At 62.6% G+C, this 15,005-nt stretch carries 15 protein-coding genes and 1 tRNA gene; 9 read left to right on the top strand and 7 right to left on the bottom strand.

Translation table 11 applies throughout. The features are described from left to right. Positions 1-45: 45 nt before the first annotated feature. A complete protein-coding gene (locus tag VSR68_RS13230) occupies positions 46-315 on the top strand; it encodes a DUF4148 domain-containing protein (protein ID WP_342940285.1) in 270 nt (89 codons plus the stop codon). 99 nt (positions 316-414) lie between these two features. On the opposite strand, the gene VSR68_RS13225 is transcribed toward VSR68_RS13230, so the two are convergent. Further along, positions 415-490: transfer RNA gene (locus tag VSR68_RS13225), tRNA-Lys, on the bottom strand. Positions 491-703: 213 nt separating this feature from the next. Here VSR68_RS13225 and VSR68_RS13220 point away from each other — a divergent pair. Beyond that, the gene (locus tag VSR68_RS13220; protein ID WP_342940523.1) at positions 704-1,108 is read left to right on the top strand and encodes a PaaI family thioesterase; all 405 of its coding nucleotides are present in this window, start codon (positions 704-706) and stop codon (positions 1,106-1,108) included. Between the two features lie 65 nt (positions 1,109-1,173). Continuing rightward, complete coding sequence (locus VSR68_RS13215) at positions 1,174-2,040, top strand: patatin-like phospholipase family protein (protein WP_342940284.1); 867 nt, start codon at positions 1,174-1,176, stop codon at positions 2,038-2,040. Positions 2,041-2,085: 45 nt separating this feature from the next. On the opposite strand, the gene VSR68_RS13210 is transcribed toward VSR68_RS13215, so the two are convergent. Next, entirely contained in the window at positions 2,086-3,099 is a 1,014-nt protein-coding gene (locus tag VSR68_RS13210; protein ID WP_342940283.1) for a D-2-hydroxyacid dehydrogenase family protein, read from the bottom strand. A gap of 349 nt (positions 3,100-3,448) precedes the next feature. On the opposite strand from VSR68_RS13210, the gene VSR68_RS13205 reads away from it, so the two are divergent. Then, a complete protein-coding gene (locus tag VSR68_RS13205) occupies positions 3,449-5,305 on the top strand; it encodes a phosphoenolpyruvate carboxykinase (GTP) (protein WP_342940282.1) in 1,857 nt (618 codons plus the stop codon). Between the two features lie 12 nt (positions 5,306-5,317). Here VSR68_RS13205 and VSR68_RS13200 read toward each other — a convergent pair whose 3' ends face one another. Next, a complete protein-coding gene (locus VSR68_RS13200; RefSeq protein ID WP_342940281.1) occupies positions 5,318-5,593 on the bottom strand; it encodes a hypothetical protein in 276 nt (91 codons plus the stop codon). Positions 5,594-5,639: 46 nt separating this feature from the next. Between VSR68_RS13200 and VSR68_RS13195 the strand changes: the two genes are divergently transcribed. Further along, positions 5,640-6,728 (top strand): LysR family transcriptional regulator, encoded by a 1,089-nt coding sequence (locus VSR68_RS13195; RefSeq protein WP_342940280.1) that lies wholly within the window; start codon positions 5,640-5,642, stop codon positions 6,726-6,728. Between the two features lie 148 nt (positions 6,729-6,876). On the opposite strand, the gene VSR68_RS13190 is transcribed toward VSR68_RS13195, so the two are convergent. The 4 genes from VSR68_RS13190 to VSR68_RS13175 all read right to left on the bottom strand — a co-directional run bounded on the left by VSR68_RS13190 (position 6,877) and on the right by VSR68_RS13175 (position 11,608). Beyond that, the gene (locus VSR68_RS13190; protein WP_342940279.1) at positions 6,877-9,537 is read right to left on the bottom strand and encodes a DNA topoisomerase III; all 2,661 of its coding nucleotides are present in this window, start codon (positions 9,535-9,537) and stop codon (positions 6,877-6,879) included. Positions 9,538-9,851: 314 nt separating this feature from the next. Next, positions 9,852-10,229: a thioredoxin family protein gene (locus VSR68_RS13185; protein ID WP_342940278.1), complete on the bottom strand. Its 378-nt coding sequence runs from the start codon at positions 10,227-10,229 to the stop codon at positions 9,852-9,854. Positions 10,230-10,281: 52 nt separating this feature from the next. Next, a complete protein-coding gene (gene dprA / locus VSR68_RS13180; protein WP_342940277.1) occupies positions 10,282-11,460 on the bottom strand; it encodes a DNA-processing protein DprA in 1,179 nt (392 codons plus the stop codon). Next, positions 11,438-11,608 carry a hypothetical protein gene (locus VSR68_RS13175; RefSeq protein WP_342940276.1) on the bottom strand — a complete coding sequence of 57 codons (171 nt, stop codon included), beginning with the start codon at positions 11,606-11,608 and terminating at the stop codon, positions 11,438-11,440. The genes dprA and VSR68_RS13175 overlap by 23 nt, the downstream gene beginning before the upstream one ends. 95 nt (positions 11,609-11,703) lie before the next feature. Here VSR68_RS13175 and def point away from each other — a divergent pair, with 95 nt between their 5' ends. The 4 genes from def to htpX all read left to right on the top strand — a co-directional run bounded on the left by def (position 11,704) and on the right by htpX (position 14,900). Beyond that, positions 11,704-12,207 carry a peptide deformylase gene (def, locus tag VSR68_RS13170; RefSeq protein WP_342940275.1) on the top strand — a complete coding sequence of 168 codons (504 nt, stop codon included), beginning with the start codon at positions 11,704-11,706 and terminating at the stop codon, positions 12,205-12,207. A gap of 4 nt (positions 12,208-12,211) precedes the next feature. Further along, a complete protein-coding gene (fmt, locus tag VSR68_RS13165) occupies positions 12,212-13,195 on the top strand; it encodes a methionyl-tRNA formyltransferase (protein WP_342940274.1) in 984 nt (327 codons plus the stop codon). A gap of 101 nt (positions 13,196-13,296) precedes the next feature. Then, positions 13,297-13,938 (top strand): LysE family translocator, encoded by a 642-nt coding sequence (locus VSR68_RS13160; protein ID WP_342940273.1) that lies wholly within the window; start codon positions 13,297-13,299, stop codon positions 13,936-13,938. Positions 13,939-14,042: 104 nt separating this feature from the next. Further along, a complete protein-coding gene (gene htpX / locus VSR68_RS13155; protein WP_342940272.1) occupies positions 14,043-14,900 on the top strand; it encodes a zinc metalloprotease HtpX in 858 nt (285 codons plus the stop codon). Positions 14,901-15,005 lie beyond the last annotated feature (105 nt).

Here is a 15,005-nt window from a genome sequence, read left to right as displayed (position 1 = left end):
TGGTTTGTCACTGTGCGTACCGCACGTTTTTCAAAGGAGTTGGCAATGAAGATGCTCGCAATGTTGACCGTATCCGTCGCAGCCCTCGGTTCGACGAATGTTTTCGCGCAAGGCAAGACGCGCGCGCAGGTGTATCAGGAATTGATCGAGGCGCAGCAGAACGGGCTGAACTTCGTCACGGACGCTTCGTATCCGGACGTGAGTCCGGCGTTTCAAGGAACGGTCGAGTATCTGAAGAAGCAGGCGATGGCGAAAGCCGAAAGCGCGAACCGGATGGCGAAGGCGGCTTCGGATACGGCGGTACCTGGGAACTGAATTTGTCGGCGTTCAGAGGAACGGTTGGGAAAGCGCTTGAAAACCGCTGCAAAAGCAAAAGGCCGGTCAGCTTTCGCTAGACCGGCCTTTCAGATTCCTTGGTGGGGCGTGAGTGACTCGAACACTCGACCTACGGATTAAGAGTCCGCTGCTCTACCAACTGAGCTAACGCCCCAACAGAAGGGAAATTATGCAGGAGTTTTTTTTGCTTGGCAAGCGTATCTCGCAAATTTCTTAAAAGCGGATACGCGGTCTCGCAATTGCCGGGAGCGCACGAACGGCACGAAAGTCACCGGCAGCACCATCGAAGCGCACGGGCGTTCGTCCCGGTATCATGTCGCGACACTATGCCACGCGGCGTTCCGCGTGGCCCGAACGGGAAATCATGATGGACGAAAACGAAGTCCGGGCGTTGCTCGATCGAGTGCTCGCGCCGTGGGTGCGGGCGTTGTCGATGACTCCCTTGAAAGTGGACGACGAAAGCGCCACGCTGACGCTGCCGTTTTCGGGCGAGCTCCGGCACAGCGGCGGCGTGATCTGCGGACAGGTCTTCATGGCGGCCGCCGATACGGCGATGGTCGTCGCCATTTCCGCAGCGCTCGGCGGATTCAAGCCGATGACGACCGTCTCGCTGAACATCAGCTTCATGCGCGCCGTCCGCAAGGGCGATGTCGTCATCACGGCGCGCGTGCTTCGGATGGGCCGCAATCTCGTGTTCGGCGAAGTCGAGCTGTTCGACGAGGCCGGCAAAATGGCCGTCCATGCCACCACGACTTACGCGCTGCTCGACTGAAACCGCTCGATTGCGACAGCGCCCGCTGACGGCGCCAACGTGCGGCAACGGAAGGAAATCAACGGATGTTCGATCAGGTCGTATTCGCCGGCGGCGGCAACCGCTGCTGGTGGCAAGCAGGCTTTTGGGACATCGTCCAGCCGGAACTGGACATCAAACCGCGCGTGATCACCGGCATTTCGGCGGGCGCGGCCACCGCGTGCATGCTCTACACGCGCGACGCCGACTGGGTGATGCGCTATTACGAAAACGCGCTGCGCGACAACACGAAGAACGCCTACTGGGGCAATCTGCTGCGCGGCGAGTCGGTATTTCCGCACTACCGGATCTACCGTCAGGCGCTGCTCGATATCTACGGCGAGAAGTTTTCCCAACTGGCGAAGGCGCCTGAAATACGCATCGGCGTGTCGCATGTGCCGCGCTGGCTGGGCGCGCGCAGCGCGGTCGCCGCCGGGCTGATCGCGTACAACATCGAGAAATACATCCGCAAGACCTTGCATCCGACGCTCGGTCAGTCGCTCGGCTTCCAGCCGGAATTCGTGCGCGCCCAGGATTGCGCGAGCGTCGACGAACTCGCGGACCTGATTCTTCAGTCGTCTTGCACGCCGCCGTTCACGCCCGTCCTGCGCCGCAACGGGCGGCCCGTGCTGGATGGCGGAATGGTCGACAACGTGCCCGTCGGCGCGCTCGATCCGACGCCGGGCAACGTGCTGGTGATGGTGACGCGCATTTATCCGCGTCCGCGGATGTTCGTCGTGCCACACGGCGCGCAGCAGCGGCTGTATGTCCAGCCGTCGTGCAAGGTGCCGATTTCGAGCTGGGACTACACGAGTCCGTCACAGATGCAGCACGCCTACAATCTCGGCCGCACCGACGGTGAGCATTTTCTACAACGGATTCCAGAACTGCTCGACGCAGCCGCTCACGACTAAATCGTTCGCGTCAGTGCAGCGGCCCGCGAAGGGGCCGCGCGCAACTTACTTCCGGCGGCCGCCCTGCAGTGCTTCCGGATTCGCGACGCTCGACGTGTCGCCCTGATCGAACGCGAGAATGTTCCCGAACGCCGCGCCGAAGTACAGCTCGTAGCTTTCCTTCTCGACGTAGCCAATGTGCGGCGAACAGATCACGTTTTCCATCCGCAGCAGGCTGTAGCCTTGCAGGATCGGCTCGCTTTCGTAGACGTCGATGGCGACCATGCCCGGCCGGTTGTGCGACAGCGCGCCGATCAGCGCGTTTTCTTCCAGCAGCTCGGCGCGGCTCGTGTTGACGAAGAGCGCGGTCGGTTTCATGCGCAACAAATCGTCCTGTTTGACGATGCCGCGCGTGTCGTCGTGCAGACGCAAATGCAGCGACAGCACGTCGCTCTGCTCGAACAGCGCTTCACGGCTTTCCGCGACTGTGTAGCCATCGGCGACTGCCGCTTCGCGCGTATGCTCGCGGCCCCAGATCAGCACGTTCATGCCGAACGCCTTGCCGTATCCGGCGACGAGCCGGCCGATCTTGCCGTAGCCCCAGATGCCGAGCGTCTGTCCGCGCAACACCTGACCCAAGCCGAAGTTCGGCGGCAGCGCCGACGTTTTCAGGCCCGATTGTTGCCATGCCCCTTGTTTAAGGTTTGCCACGTATTGCGGAATCCGTCTCTGCGCGGCCATGATGAGGGCCCACGTCAGTTCGGCGGGAGCGATAGGCGACCCGACGCCTTCGAGCACGGCGATCCCGCGTTCCGTACAGGCTGCCATGTCGATATGGCTTCCTGCCTTCCCTGTCTGGCTGATCATGCGCAGATGCGGAAGCTTGTCGAGCAGCTGCGAGCTGATGCGGGTACGTTCGCGAATCAGGACCAGCGCGTCGACTTCTGACAGGCGACTGGCGAGCTGACCCAGGCCGCGCACGGTATTGTTGAAGACCTTGACCTCGTGGTCGGCGAGCAGTTGAAAGCAGTCGAGCTTGCGGACGGCGTCTTGATAATCGTCAAGGATGGCAATCTTCATGGCGTATGTGTTTTGCAGCGCACCACGCAGGTGCGGAACGGAGTGTCTGTTTGGGTGTCCCATCATGTGACCTGGACCACATGATGCTTGTATTGAATGCCGTACCGTATAAGGACCCGCTATGACGGAGCCACAACGGTAGGGCAAGTTCCCCAGTTTTTAACAGTTTGTTGCATGTCCACGCAAGCCGCTTTACACACGGTTTCACGTGCCTGTGACAGCCTGTAAAGGCCCTGACGACCTGCAAGATCGCGCGCAGAAAAATCTCGTGCGCGGATTGCCGCCTCTCGCATGCAGCGTCGCTGGGCTAGCACCGTTTTTCTTCTTCTACCAAAACGGAGACAGCTCGATGAATCATCCCGCATTTGCAGGCCAACCAACCGTCGAAGCGCCTGCCTGGGTCAAACACAAAAAACTGATCGAGTGGGTGCAGCGCATCGCGGCGCTGGCGAAGCCGGAGCGGATTGTATGGTGCGACGGGTCGCAAGAGGAATACGACCGCCTGTCAGCGCAGATGGTCGCAGCCGGCACCCTCATCAAGCTCAACCCGGCCAAACGGCCGAATTCCTATCTCGCGTGCTCCGATCCATCCGACGTCGCGCGCGTCGAGGACCGCACGTTCATCTGCTCGCAGCGCCGCGAGGACGCCGGTCCGACCAACAACTGGATCGAGCCCGCCGACATGCGCGCGACGCTCGACGGCCTGTTCGACGGCGCGATGCGCGGCCGCACGATGTATGTCGTGCCGTTTTCGATGGGGCCGCTCGGCTCGCCGATCGCGCATATCGGCGTGGAACTGACGGACAGCCCGTACGTCGTCACGAACATGCGGATCATGACGCGCATGGGCCGCAAGGTGTACGACGTGCTCGGCGAGAACGGCGAGTTCGTGCCGTGCGTTCATTCAGTCGGCGCGCCTCTCGCGGCTGGCCAGAAGGACGTGCCGTGGCCCTGCAACGACACGAAGTACATCGTGCATTTCCCGGAAGCCCGCGAAATCTGGAGCTACGGCTCGGGCTACGGCGGCAACGCGCTGCTCGGCAAGAAGTGCTTTGCTCTGCGCATCGCGTCGACGATGGGCCGCGACCAGGGCTGGCTCGCCGAACACATGCTGGTGCTCGGCGTGACGTCGCCGGACGGCAAGAAGCATCACGTCGCGGCCGCGTTCCCGTCGGCGTGCGGCAAGACCAATTTCGCGATGCTGATTCCGCCGGAAGGGATGAACGGCTGGAAGATTACGACGATCGGCGACGATATCGCGTGGATCAAGCCGGGCAAGGACGGGCGTCTCTACGCGATCAATCCGGAAGCCGGCTACTTCGGCGTCGCGCCGGGCACGAGCGAGAAGACGAACTTCAACGCGATGGCGACGTTGAAGGAAAACGTGATCTTCACGAACGTCGCGCTGACCGACGACGGCGACGTCTGGTGGGAAGGCATGACGGACGAGCCGCCCGCGCACCTGATCGACTGGCAGGGCAAGGACTGGACGCCGGCAATCGCGAAGGAAACGGGCCGCAAGGCCGCGCATCCGAACGCGCGCTTCACGGCGTCCGCTTCGCAATGTCCTTCGATCGACGCCGATTGGGAGAACCCGGAGGGCGTGCCGATCGACGCGTTCGTCTTCGGCGGACGCCGCTCGACGACGGTGCCGCTCGTCACGGAAGCGCGCGACTGGGTTGAAGGCGTCTACATGGCCGCGACGATGGGCTCCGAAACGACGGCTGCGGCGGCTGGCCAGCAGGGCGTCGTGCGGCGCGATCCGTTCGCGATGCTGCCGTTCTGCGGCTACAACATGAGCGATTACTTCGACCACTGGCTAAAAACGGGCGCAAAACTCGAGCAGATGAGCGTGCGCGCGCCGAAGATTTTCTGCGTCAACTGGTTCCGCAAGGGCGACGACGGCAAGTTCGTGTGGCCCGGCTTCGGCGAGAACATGCGCGTATTGCGCTGGATGGTGGGTCGGATCGAGGGCAGGGCGCAGGGCGAGGAGCATGCGTTCGGTATTTCGCCGCGCTACGAGGACATCGACTGGAGCGGACTCGATTTCACCCGCCAGCAGTTCGAAAAGGTGATTTCCGTCGATGATTCGGCGTGGCGCAAGGAACTGGAACTGCACGCCGAACTGTTCGACAAGCTGAAGCAGGGGTTGCCTGCCGCACTGCAAGATACGCGAAGCGCGCTGGAGAAAAAGTTCGTCGCGTAGCCATGTGAGTGCTCACTGACATACGTTCAGGCCGCCTTCGGGCGGCTTTTTCATGACCTCGCGCGGTCGCGCAACGATGCTTTTCGACCTGATTGGCGCCGCCGACGGGGCGCTTTCGCTATTCACGCTTTCTGGATGTTTTCGACGCAACGCAGCAAATTGTTTCGAAGAGAGGAACAATCGAGCTCTTGCTATTCCGCCCCTGAAGATATTGACTCGAATTTTTATAAAATTTCCGGAATTTTGGGCAACTTCTGCAGGATTTCCCTGGTCGTAGGAAAATTCCAAGTGTGCTTCCTGTTCCGAGGGAGCTGTAATACGGCAGGAGTTGTCCATGGATCATTTGCAGTCGATGCGAGTATTCGTCAAGGTGGCGGATCTCGGAAGTTTCGCCCGCGCGGCTAGCGCGATGGATATTTCAAACGCAGTCGCGACCCGTCACGTTGCCGATCTCGAAGGCCGTCTTGGTACCCGACTGCTCAACCGCACCACCCGTAGTCTTTCGCTGACCGAATCCGGCCAGGTTTATCTCGAACGCGCCCGCCAGATCCTCGACGAGCTAGAGGACGTCGAACAGATGGTCGTCGCGCGCAACCACGAGCCCGTCGGCACGCTGCGCATCGTCGCGCCCGTCGTGTTCGGACTGCACAACCTCGCGCCCGTGCTCCAGACGTATGCCGAGCGCTATCCCAAGGTGATTCCCGATGTGACGCTGGTCGATCGTCAGGTCGATCTCGTCGAAGAAGGTTTCGATGTGGGCGTCGTGATCGCGCGCCACATGCGCAGTGCGAGCATCGTGACGCGCCGTCTGACGACCGGTTGCATGACCGTCTGTGCGACACCGGCTTATCTCGAGAAGCACGGCACGCCGACGCGGCCGGAGCAGTTGCTTGAGCATCCGTGCCTGTCGCTGCCGTCCGAATACTGGGGCGACGAGCGCGTGTTCACCGGCCCGGACGGCGAAGTGCGCGTGCGTCCGACGAACGTGATCGTCGCGAACAACACGGAAATGCTGCGTCAGTTCGCGCTGCTCGGCATGGGCATCGCGATCCTGCCGAGTTACCTGATCGGCCGCGATACGACGCGCGGCAAGCTGGTGCGTCTGTTGAGCGACTATCGGCTGCCGCAGGTCGAGATCAACATCGCGTATCCGAGCCGGCGTCACCTGCCGGCCAAGGTCCGCACGTTCATCGATCACCTCGTCGAGCACTTCAACCAGACGCCGAACAGCCAGCTTGGCGAGCAATGGGTCAAGGATGGCGTGGACCGGACGCCGGCAATGCTGGAGTCAGCGATGTCGATGCCGCCCGAAGCGTTCGATGGGGCCGAGCCGCTGTCGAGCCTGCTGGACGCCGACATTCCCGCCAAGCCGTCGACGCGCACGATGAACCGTTCGCGCAGTGTCGTTTCGTCTACGCACTGACTCAGGGCGGGTGCGGGTTTGTTGAAGTGAGCATGCCGCCGCGCGAAAACGCGGCACGTTGTCGCGGAAGATAAAAAAAACGCAGTCGCCCGTTAAGGCCGACTGCGTTTTTGTTTCGCGGACGGTTGCGGCGTGAACCGCGCGAGCCTTACGAGCCCGTCTTGCGCGCCGTGGTCTTCGTGGCCGTCTTGGTGGCGGCCTTCTTTGCAGGCGCTTTCTTGGCGGCGGCCGTTTTTGCTGCGGCCTTCTTCACGGGTGCCTCGTTCGCGGCCTCTGCATCGGCGTCGGCGGCGACAGGCGCTGCCTTGCCTGCGGACTTCGCGGCCGCCGTTTTGGCTGCGCCTTCCTTCGGTTCCTTTTTTTCGAACTCGAAGCCGATCTTGCCGTCGTTTTGCTTGACGAGATACGCCTTGAAATTGCGGCCCGTGCGCGACGATTTGAAATTCGTCAGCAAATCGGTGCGTCCGTCCTGCAGCAGCTTGGCCATCTGCTCACGCGCGATTTCCTGTTGCAGGATGACCTTGCCCGAGCGGAAATCGCACGTTTTCGGATTCGCGACCGAGTTCTCGCAGACGTAGCTCATGCCGTGCTCGAAGACCTTGCCGCTGCACTTCGGACACGCGCCGACAGACTCCTGCTCGGAAAAATCCGGTGCTTCGCCGTCTTCGCCGCCCTGATCCTGGCCGAAGTCGAACTCGAGCTTGTAGTTCTTCGTTTCGTCGTCGAAAGACAGCTTGAGAATCGCGGAAAACGGCCGGCCCATCTTGCTGCGGAAACCGGACAGCGGCCCGATTTCCTTCTTCTGCAACAACTCCTCGACTTCTTCGATTTCGAATTGCCGGCCGCCCGGAATCTTCGAGATCGAGAACTCGCATTTCGTGCAGGCGAAACGGCGATAGTTTTCCTTCACCTGTCCGCCGCAATTCGGGCAAGGCGTTTGCAGCGTCGCGTAGTCGCCGGGAATCGTGTCCGAATCGTATTCCTTCGCGCGCTTGACGATGGTTTGCGTCATGCGGGCAATCTCCTGCATGAACGCGTCGCGCGGCAGCTTGCCTCGCTCCATCTGCGACAGCTTGTACTCCCACTCGCCCGTCAGTTCGGGCGCGGTCAGCTCCTTCACGCTGAGGCCGCGCAGGAGCGTCATCAGCTGGAAAGCCTTCGCGGTCGGAATCAGCTCGCGGCCTTCGCGGACCAGATACTTTTCGCCGAGCAGGCCTTCGATGATCGCCGCGCGCGTGGCCGGCGTGCCAAGTCCCTTCGCGGCCATCGCTTCGCGCAGTTCGTCGTCTTCGACGAGCTTGCCCGCGCCTTCCATCGCCGAGAGCAGCGTCGCTTCGTTGTAGCGTGCGGGCGGCTTCGTGACGAGTTGCTGCGCGGCGATCTTGTCCGTCTTGACCTTCTCGTCCTTCTTCACCGGGACGAGGTTCGCGTCCTCGCCGCCCGATTCGCGGCCGTAGACCTGAAGCCAGCCCGCTTCGACGAGCACCTTGCCTTCGGTCTTGAAATGATGGCCGACGACTTCCGTGATGCGCGTGGTCACGCGGTACTCGGCCGCCGGGAAGAACACGGCGAGGAAGCGCTTGACGACGAGGTCGTACAGCTTCTGCTCGGGTTCCGACAACGCTTTCGGCGCCTGTAGCGTCGGGATGATGGCGAAGTGATCGCTGATCTTCGAGTTGTCGAAGATGCGCTTGTTCGGCTTCACCCAGCCTTTGTCGAGCACCTGTTTCGCGTGCGGCAGATAGTTGTTGCTCTCCTTGAGCATCTCCATCGTGTGCTTGACCGTGTCCAGGTAGTCTTCCGGCAGCGCGCGCGCGTCGGTACGCGGATAGGTCAGCACCTTGTGCTTTTCGTACAGCGCCTGGGCGAGCCCGAGCGTGTTCTTCGCCGAGAAGCCGAAACGGCCGTTGGCCTCGCGCTGCAGACTGGTGAGGTCGAAGAGCGCCGGCGACAACTGCGTCGACGGCTTCGATTCTTCCGTCACATTGCCGATCTGCCCGCGACACGCGGCGACGATCGTTTCCGCAGCCGGCAGGCTCCAGAGACGCGAATCGCGCTTCTCCGGATCGAATTCGTCTTTCTTGAACTTCGGGTCGAACCAGCGGCCTTCGTAGAAGCCCGCGCCGCAGACGAATTCCGCCTTCACTTCCCAGTAGTCGCGGGGCACGAAGCGGCGAATCTTTTCTTCGCGCTCGACGACGATCGACAGCGTCGGCGTCTGCACGCGCCCGACCGTGGTCAGGAAGAAGCCGCCGCCCTTGCTGTTGAAGGCGGTCATCGCGCGCGTGCCGTTGATGCCGACGAGCCAGTCAGCTTCCGAGCGGCACCGCGCGGCGTCGGCGAGCGGTTGCATCTCGACGTCGCTGCGCAATTGCGCGAAGCCTTCGCGAATCGCGGCGGGCGTCATCGACTGCAGCCAAAGACGCTGCACCGGCTGTTTCGCTTTTGCGTGCTGCGCGATCAGGCGGAAAATCAGCTCGCCCTCGCGCCCCGCGTCGCATGCGTTAATCAGTCGGTCGACGTCTTTTCGCCTGATCAGCTTATTCAGCACCTTCAGCCTGGATTCGCTTTTTGCAATCGGATTCAGGTCGAAATGGGGCGGAATAACGGGGAGATTGGCGAAACTCCATTTTCCCCGCTTGACTTCATATTCTTCCGGCGCGGCGATCTCGAGCAGATGGCCGACAGCCGACGAGAGGACGAAATCGTCGCTCTCGAAGTACTCGTCATGCTTGGTAAAACCGCCCAAAGCCCGCGCGATGTCGTTCGCGACGGATGGCTTTTCGGCGATGATCAGTGCTTTGGACATGACTGAAAATAAATTGGTGGATTCGGGTTGGTACCTCGGGTTTTCCCGCCCGGGTTTGGCACCCATTAACGACCGCTTTATAGCACACGCCAGAGCAGCGGCAATCGGTTGGCCCAAAAAAGCGGGTCATCATAATTGCGCGCAGATCGATTGGGCAAGCGTGTGACGGGCGTTGTCAGGTGCGCCTTTCACGGGCACGTCGTGCGACTTTTGCCGCGTTCGGCAGTGATTTCCGCAATCGCCGTGCCGATCCGGCGGGCGCCGTCGCCGCGCGCGGCGCAAACAGGCGTGATTTGTTGCGTTTCGGCTACGAATCAGGCTTCGAGCAACGCGGGGCGCATTTTCGGCGCGCCTTTGACGCCCGGCAGCGCCGTCAGATCGACGAGCATCCGTTCGACGATCGACGCTTGCGGCAAGACCGTTCCGAAGAAGCGGGTGGTCGTGCCGTCTTCGATAAGAATTGTCGGGAAATTCTCAACATCAAGATCGTCGAAACGGTCCGCGTGCGTTTCGATGTCGATCCACGCAAAGCAAACGTCGGGATGCTTGTCCGCCAGCACGTCGAACGCGGCACGGTACTCCCGGCAGGTGCCGCACCATTCCGCGCACAGGCACGCAACGAAAAGCGTCTCGCGGTCATTGACGCGCTCGGCGATTCGTTTCGAGTCTGTGTCCAGGTTGAACGCGGGCATGGCTGTTCCTTCGGCATTACATGGTTATTTCGCGCGAATGTAGCACGACGCGTTATGCACTGTGCGCAGCGCGAACGTATCGGCCGCCGGGCAGCGCACACAGTTCGCCGGCCAGTTCGAGACGCAGCAGCGTGCTTTGCAGCAACGTGTCGTCCATCTCGGTGCGCTCGGCCAGAATTTCAAGTGTCGCGGGGGAATGGCCGAGCGCGTCGAGCAGGCACCTGGCCTCGGCAGTCAATCCGACGTCGCCTTCGCCGCGCGCGGATTCGTCGGCGGACGGCATCTGCGTGAGCGCCCGCAGGCGACGCGTTGGCACGGGCGCCGGCGCAGGCGGTATGGCCAATCCCAGTTCTTCAAGCACATCTTCGGGCGTTTCGACGAGCTTCGCTCCCTGTTTGATCATCCGGTGACAGCCGCGCGCCAGCGGAGCGTGGATCGAACCGGGAATCGCGAATACGTCACGGCCCATTTCGTTGGCAAGCCGGGCCGTGATCAGTGAGCCCGAGCGCATGGCTGCCTCGACGATCAGCACGCCGCTCACGAGCCCGGCAATCAGCCGGTTGCGCTGCGGAAAGTGCGCGGAGCGGGCGGGCGTGCCGAGCGGCCATTCCGAGATAATTGCGCCGCGCTCGGCGATCTGTTGCGCGAGAGCCTGATGCGACGGCGGGTAGACGATATCGGCGCCCGTCCCGATGACGGCAATCGTGCTGCCGCGGCCCTGAAGCGCGCCGCGATGTGCCGCGCCGTCTATGCCCAAGGCCAGCCCCGACACCACCGCCAATCCCGCGTCGGACAGCGTGCGCGCAAAGCGGGCGGCGTCTTCGAGGCCCTGCGGCGTCGCGCTTCGGCTGCCGACGACCGCGACGCCGCGCGCATGCAGCAACTCGATGCGTCCCTTTACATATAGCAGCGGCGGCGGATCGGGCATGGTCAGGAGCGCGGGCGGGTAGGCGGGATCGTCGAGCGTGACGAGCGCGTTGCCGGGCTGCTCGCGCCATGCGCGCACCGTATCGAACTGCTCGGCAAAGTCCGGTGCGGGCGGCGCAAGGGCGGCGCGGGCGGAGCCTTCATCGGTTGCTTGAGCAAGCGCGGCGAACGGTTGCGCGAGCACAGCGTCCGGAAGGCCGAAAGCGGTCAGCATCTGGCGCAGCGCCGCCGGCTTCAGTCCGGGCGCCACCGCGAGCCGCAGCCAGGCGGACAGTTCGTGATCAGTGAAGGGAAGTGTCTGCATCGCTCGCGTCCTCGCGCGTGGCAACCGGCGTGGCGGTCGCCATGCTAAAATTTTCATCATCCGAAATAAACCGAAACCACTGCTGCGCCGCGTTCGCGCGCCGGCCGACATGCGTTTGGGCATTGAATCGATTCGGTTCGGTCACCATCTATCCTCTGCGTGTCGCGATCGGCGAACAACCTGGCCGAATGGCTATTGCGCGACTGTGTTCAACTGCGTCGGCGCTCAATCAATTTCAGGACCATGGCTTTACTCAACATCCTCAATTACCCGGACAAACGTCTGCACAAGATCGCGAAGCCGGTCGAAAAGGTCGATGACCGTATCCGCAAGCTCGTCGCTGACATGGCCGAGACGATGTACTCCGCGCCCGGCGTGGGTCTCGCGGCAACTCAGGTCGACGTGCACGAGCGCGTGATCGTGATCGACGTGTCGGACACGCACAACGAGCTGCGCGCGTTCATCAATCCGGAAATCCTCTGGTCGAGCGACGAAAAGAAGATCAACGAAGAAGGCTGCCTGTCGGTGCCGGGTATCTATGACAACGTCGAGCGCGCCGAAAAAGTGCGCGTGCGCGCGCTGAACGAGAAGGGCGAAACGTTCGAGATCGACTGCGAAGGGCTGCTCGCCGTGTGCATCCAGCACGAAATGGATCACCTGATGGGCCGCGTGTTCGTCGAATATCTGTCGCCGCTCAAGCAGACGCGCATCAAGAGCAAGATGAAAAAGCTCGCGCACGCGATGTGACGTCATGAGCCATTCGTTGCGCGTCATCTTCGCCGGCACGCCGGAATTCGCCGCAGCGGCGCTCGCGGCGATTCACGAAGCCGGCTTTCCAGTGCCGCTCGTCCTCACGCAGCCGGACCGTCCGGCGGGCCGCGGCATGAAATTGCAGGCGAGCCCGGTCAAGCGCTACGCGCAGGAGCACGGCATCGAAGTGGCGCAGCCGCCCTCGTTGCGCCGTAACGGCAAATTTCCGGCCGAAGCCACGGTCGCGATCGACCAGTTGCGCGCCACGCCGCACGACGTGATGGTGGTGGCCGCCTACGGTCTGCTGCTGCCGCAGGAAGTGCTCGATATTCCTCCCCATGGCTGCATCAACATTCACGCCTCGTTGCTGCCGCGCTGGCGCGGCGCCGCGCCGATCCACCGCGCGATCGAGGCCGGCGACGCGCAAACGGGCATCACGCTGATGCAGATGGACGCGGGCCTGGATACGGGCGCGATGATTTCTGAAGCGCGCATGCCGATCCACGACACCGACACGACCGCGACGCTCCACGACCGTCTGGCCGAAGCGGGCGCAAAGCTGATCGTCGATGCGCTGATCGAACTGGAGCGCAACGGCAAGCTCGATTCGACGCCTCAGCCCGCCGACGGCGCCACCTATGCCGAGAAGATCGGCAAGCACGAAGCGGCGCTGGACTGGCGCCTTCCTGCGCCGGAACTCGCGCGGCAGGTGCGCGCGTTCGATCCGTTCCCCGGCGGCGCGGCGACGCTCGACGGCACAGTGCTGAAAATCTGGTCGGCGTGCGCGGTCGAAGCGCCACGCAAGGCCGGGCCCGGCACGATCGTCGATGTGTCGCCGGAAGGCATCGTCGTGGCGTGCGGCGAGGGCGCGCTACGCATCGCGCAACTGCAAAAGCCGGGCGGCAAGCGCCTTGCCGTCCGCGATTTCCTGGCCGGGTCGACGCTCGCCGAGGGCCAGCATTTCGACCTCGCGCAGCCACAATAAGCGACGGATTATCGGGAGCGCAATCTGCCGTTCGGCCAGGTCACGCCGACTTCCCGCGGCGCGTTAGAATCGTCGATGCAACCCTGCCTGAAGAGGTTTCCATGTTCGGCATCACCCATTTCGAGTTCTTCATCGCCGCCGTTTTTCTGCTCAACGTCACGCCCGGTCCCGACACCGCTTACATCGTCGGCCGAAGCGTCGCGCAAGGGCGCGGCGCGGGGCTGATGTCGGCGCTGGGCATCTCGGCGGGTTGCTGCGTTCACTCGCTCGCCTGCGCATTCGGGCTGACAGCGTTGCTGGCTGCGTCCGCCACCGCGTTCACAGTCATCAAGTTCGTCGGCGCGATCTACCTGATTTACCTTGGCGTGCGGCTCATCCTGACGAAGCCTGAAGCTGCCGAAGCAACTGGCATCGCGCGCGCAACCGGCGCGCCGAAGTCGCTGCGTCAGCTTTTCCTGCAAGGCTTCTGGACCAACGTGCTGAACCCGAAAGTCGTGCTGTTCTTCGTGTCGTTCTTTCCGCAGTTCGTGTCCGCGAGCAGCGATCACAAGACCTTTGCGTTTCTCACGCTCGGCGTCGTTTTCGTCGTGATGAGCATGGTGTGGAACAGTTTCGTCGCGTGGATTGCGGGCAGCGTCACGCGCAAGTTCTCCGGTAAGCCGGGCGTCAAAAAGTGGCTGGACCGCGGCGTCGGCAGTGCATTCGTGGGGCTCGGCATCAAGCTCGCCACGGCAACGCGGTGATTGAATTTTTCCCGCTCGTCCATATCTAACAGTTTGCTTACAAGCATTCGCCGCGAATTGGCGGCAGCAATAGGGAACCGCGTGGCGGGCAAGGAGTTCTGGATATGTTCAACTGGGTGAAAACCGCGATGCTGATGGCCGCGATTACGGCCCTCTTTATCGTGATTGGCGGCATGATCGGCGGCCAGCGCGGCATGATGCTCGCGCTGCTGATCGCGCTCGGGATGAATTTCTTTTCGTACTGGTTTTCGGACAAGATGGTTCTGCGCATGTACAACGCGCAGGAAGTCGACGAAACGAGCGCGCCGCAGTTCTACCGGATGGTTCGTGAGCTTGCGACGCGCGCCAATCTGCCGATGCCGCGCGTCTACCTGATCGACGAAGACCAGCCGAACGCGTTCGCGACGGGCCGCAATCCCGAACACGCGGCCGTGGCGGCGACAACGGGCATTCTGCGCGCGCTGTCCGAGCGCGAAATGCGCGGCGTGATGGCGCACGAACTCGCGCACGTGAAGCATCGCGACATCCTGATCTCGACCATTTCGGCGACGATGGCAGGCGCGATTTCCGCGCTGGCGAACTTCGCGATGTTCTTCGGCGGCCGCGACGAGAATGGCCGTCCGGCCAATCCGATCGCGAGCATCGCCGTGGCGCTTCTCGCGCCGATCGCGGGCGCGCTGATCCAGATGGCGATTTCGCGTGCGCGCGAGTTCGAAGCGGACCGTGGCGGTGCGCAGATTTCGGGCGATCCGCAGGCGCTCGCGTCGGCGCTGGACAAGATCCACCGCTACGCGAACGGCATCCCGTTCCCGACGGCCGAGGCGCATCCGGCCACCGCGCAGATGATGATCATGAACCCGCTGTCGGGCGGCGGCATCCAGAACCTGTTCTCGACGCACCCGTCCACCGAGGAGCGTATTGCACGTCTGACGGAGATGGCCCGCACGGGGCGCTTCGACTAAGCACGCCGGCATCGCGCTGTCCAAGTTCCCGCGACGGCAGCGCAAAAAGGGGCGAGACCGACTCGCCCCTTTTTCTTTCTTGCTCGAAATCCGCGCCATCGCCGA

Source organism: Paraburkholderia phymatum (assembly GCF_038900715.1).
GTDB classification, from domain to species: domain Bacteria; phylum Pseudomonadota; class Gammaproteobacteria; order Burkholderiales; family Burkholderiaceae; genus Paraburkholderia; species Paraburkholderia phymatum_A.
This window is presented reverse-complemented; position numbering and strand designations above follow the sequence as displayed.

Bases quoted from the DNA above. Each gene is read 5' to 3' on its own strand.
- VSR68_RS13230 (WP_342940285.1), top strand. From the start codon at position 46: ATGAAGATGCTCGCAATGTTGACCGTATCCGTCGCAGCCCTCGGTTCG.
- VSR68_RS13220 (WP_342940523.1), top strand. From the start codon at position 704: ATGGACGAAAACGAAGTCCGGGCGTTGCTCGATCGAGTGCTCGCGCCG.
- VSR68_RS13215 (WP_342940284.1), top strand. From the start codon at position 1,174: ATGTTCGATCAGGTCGTATTCGCCGGCGGCGGCAACCGCTGCTGGTGG.
- VSR68_RS13210 (WP_342940283.1), bottom strand. From the start codon at position 3,099: ATGAAGATTGCCATCCTTGACGATTATCAAGACGCCGTCCGCAAGCTC.
- VSR68_RS13205 (WP_342940282.1), top strand. From the start codon at position 3,449: ATGAATCATCCCGCATTTGCAGGCCAACCAACCGTCGAAGCGCCTGCC.
- VSR68_RS13195 (WP_342940280.1), top strand. From the start codon at position 5,640: ATGGATCATTTGCAGTCGATGCGAGTATTCGTCAAGGTGGCGGATCTC.
- VSR68_RS13190 (WP_342940279.1), bottom strand. From the start codon at position 9,537: ATGTCCAAAGCACTGATCATCGCCGAAAAGCCATCCGTCGCGAACGAC.
- VSR68_RS13185 (WP_342940278.1), bottom strand. From the start codon at position 10,229: ATGCCCGCGTTCAACCTGGACACAGACTCGAAACGAATCGCCGAGCGC.
- dprA (WP_342940277.1), bottom strand. From the start codon at position 11,460: ATGCAGACACTTCCCTTCACTGATCACGAACTGTCCGCCTGGCTGCGG.
- VSR68_RS13175 (WP_342940276.1), bottom strand. From the start codon at position 11,608: ATGGTGACCGAACCGAATCGATTCAATGCCCAAACGCATGTCGGCCGG.
- def (WP_342940275.1), top strand. From the start codon at position 11,704: ATGGCTTTACTCAACATCCTCAATTACCCGGACAAACGTCTGCACAAG.
- fmt (WP_342940274.1), top strand. From the start codon at position 12,212: ATGAGCCATTCGTTGCGCGTCATCTTCGCCGGCACGCCGGAATTCGCC.
- VSR68_RS13160 (WP_342940273.1), top strand. From the start codon at position 13,297: ATGTTCGGCATCACCCATTTCGAGTTCTTCATCGCCGCCGTTTTTCTG.
- htpX (WP_342940272.1), top strand. From the start codon at position 14,043: ATGTTCAACTGGGTGAAAACCGCGATGCTGATGGCCGCGATTACGGCC.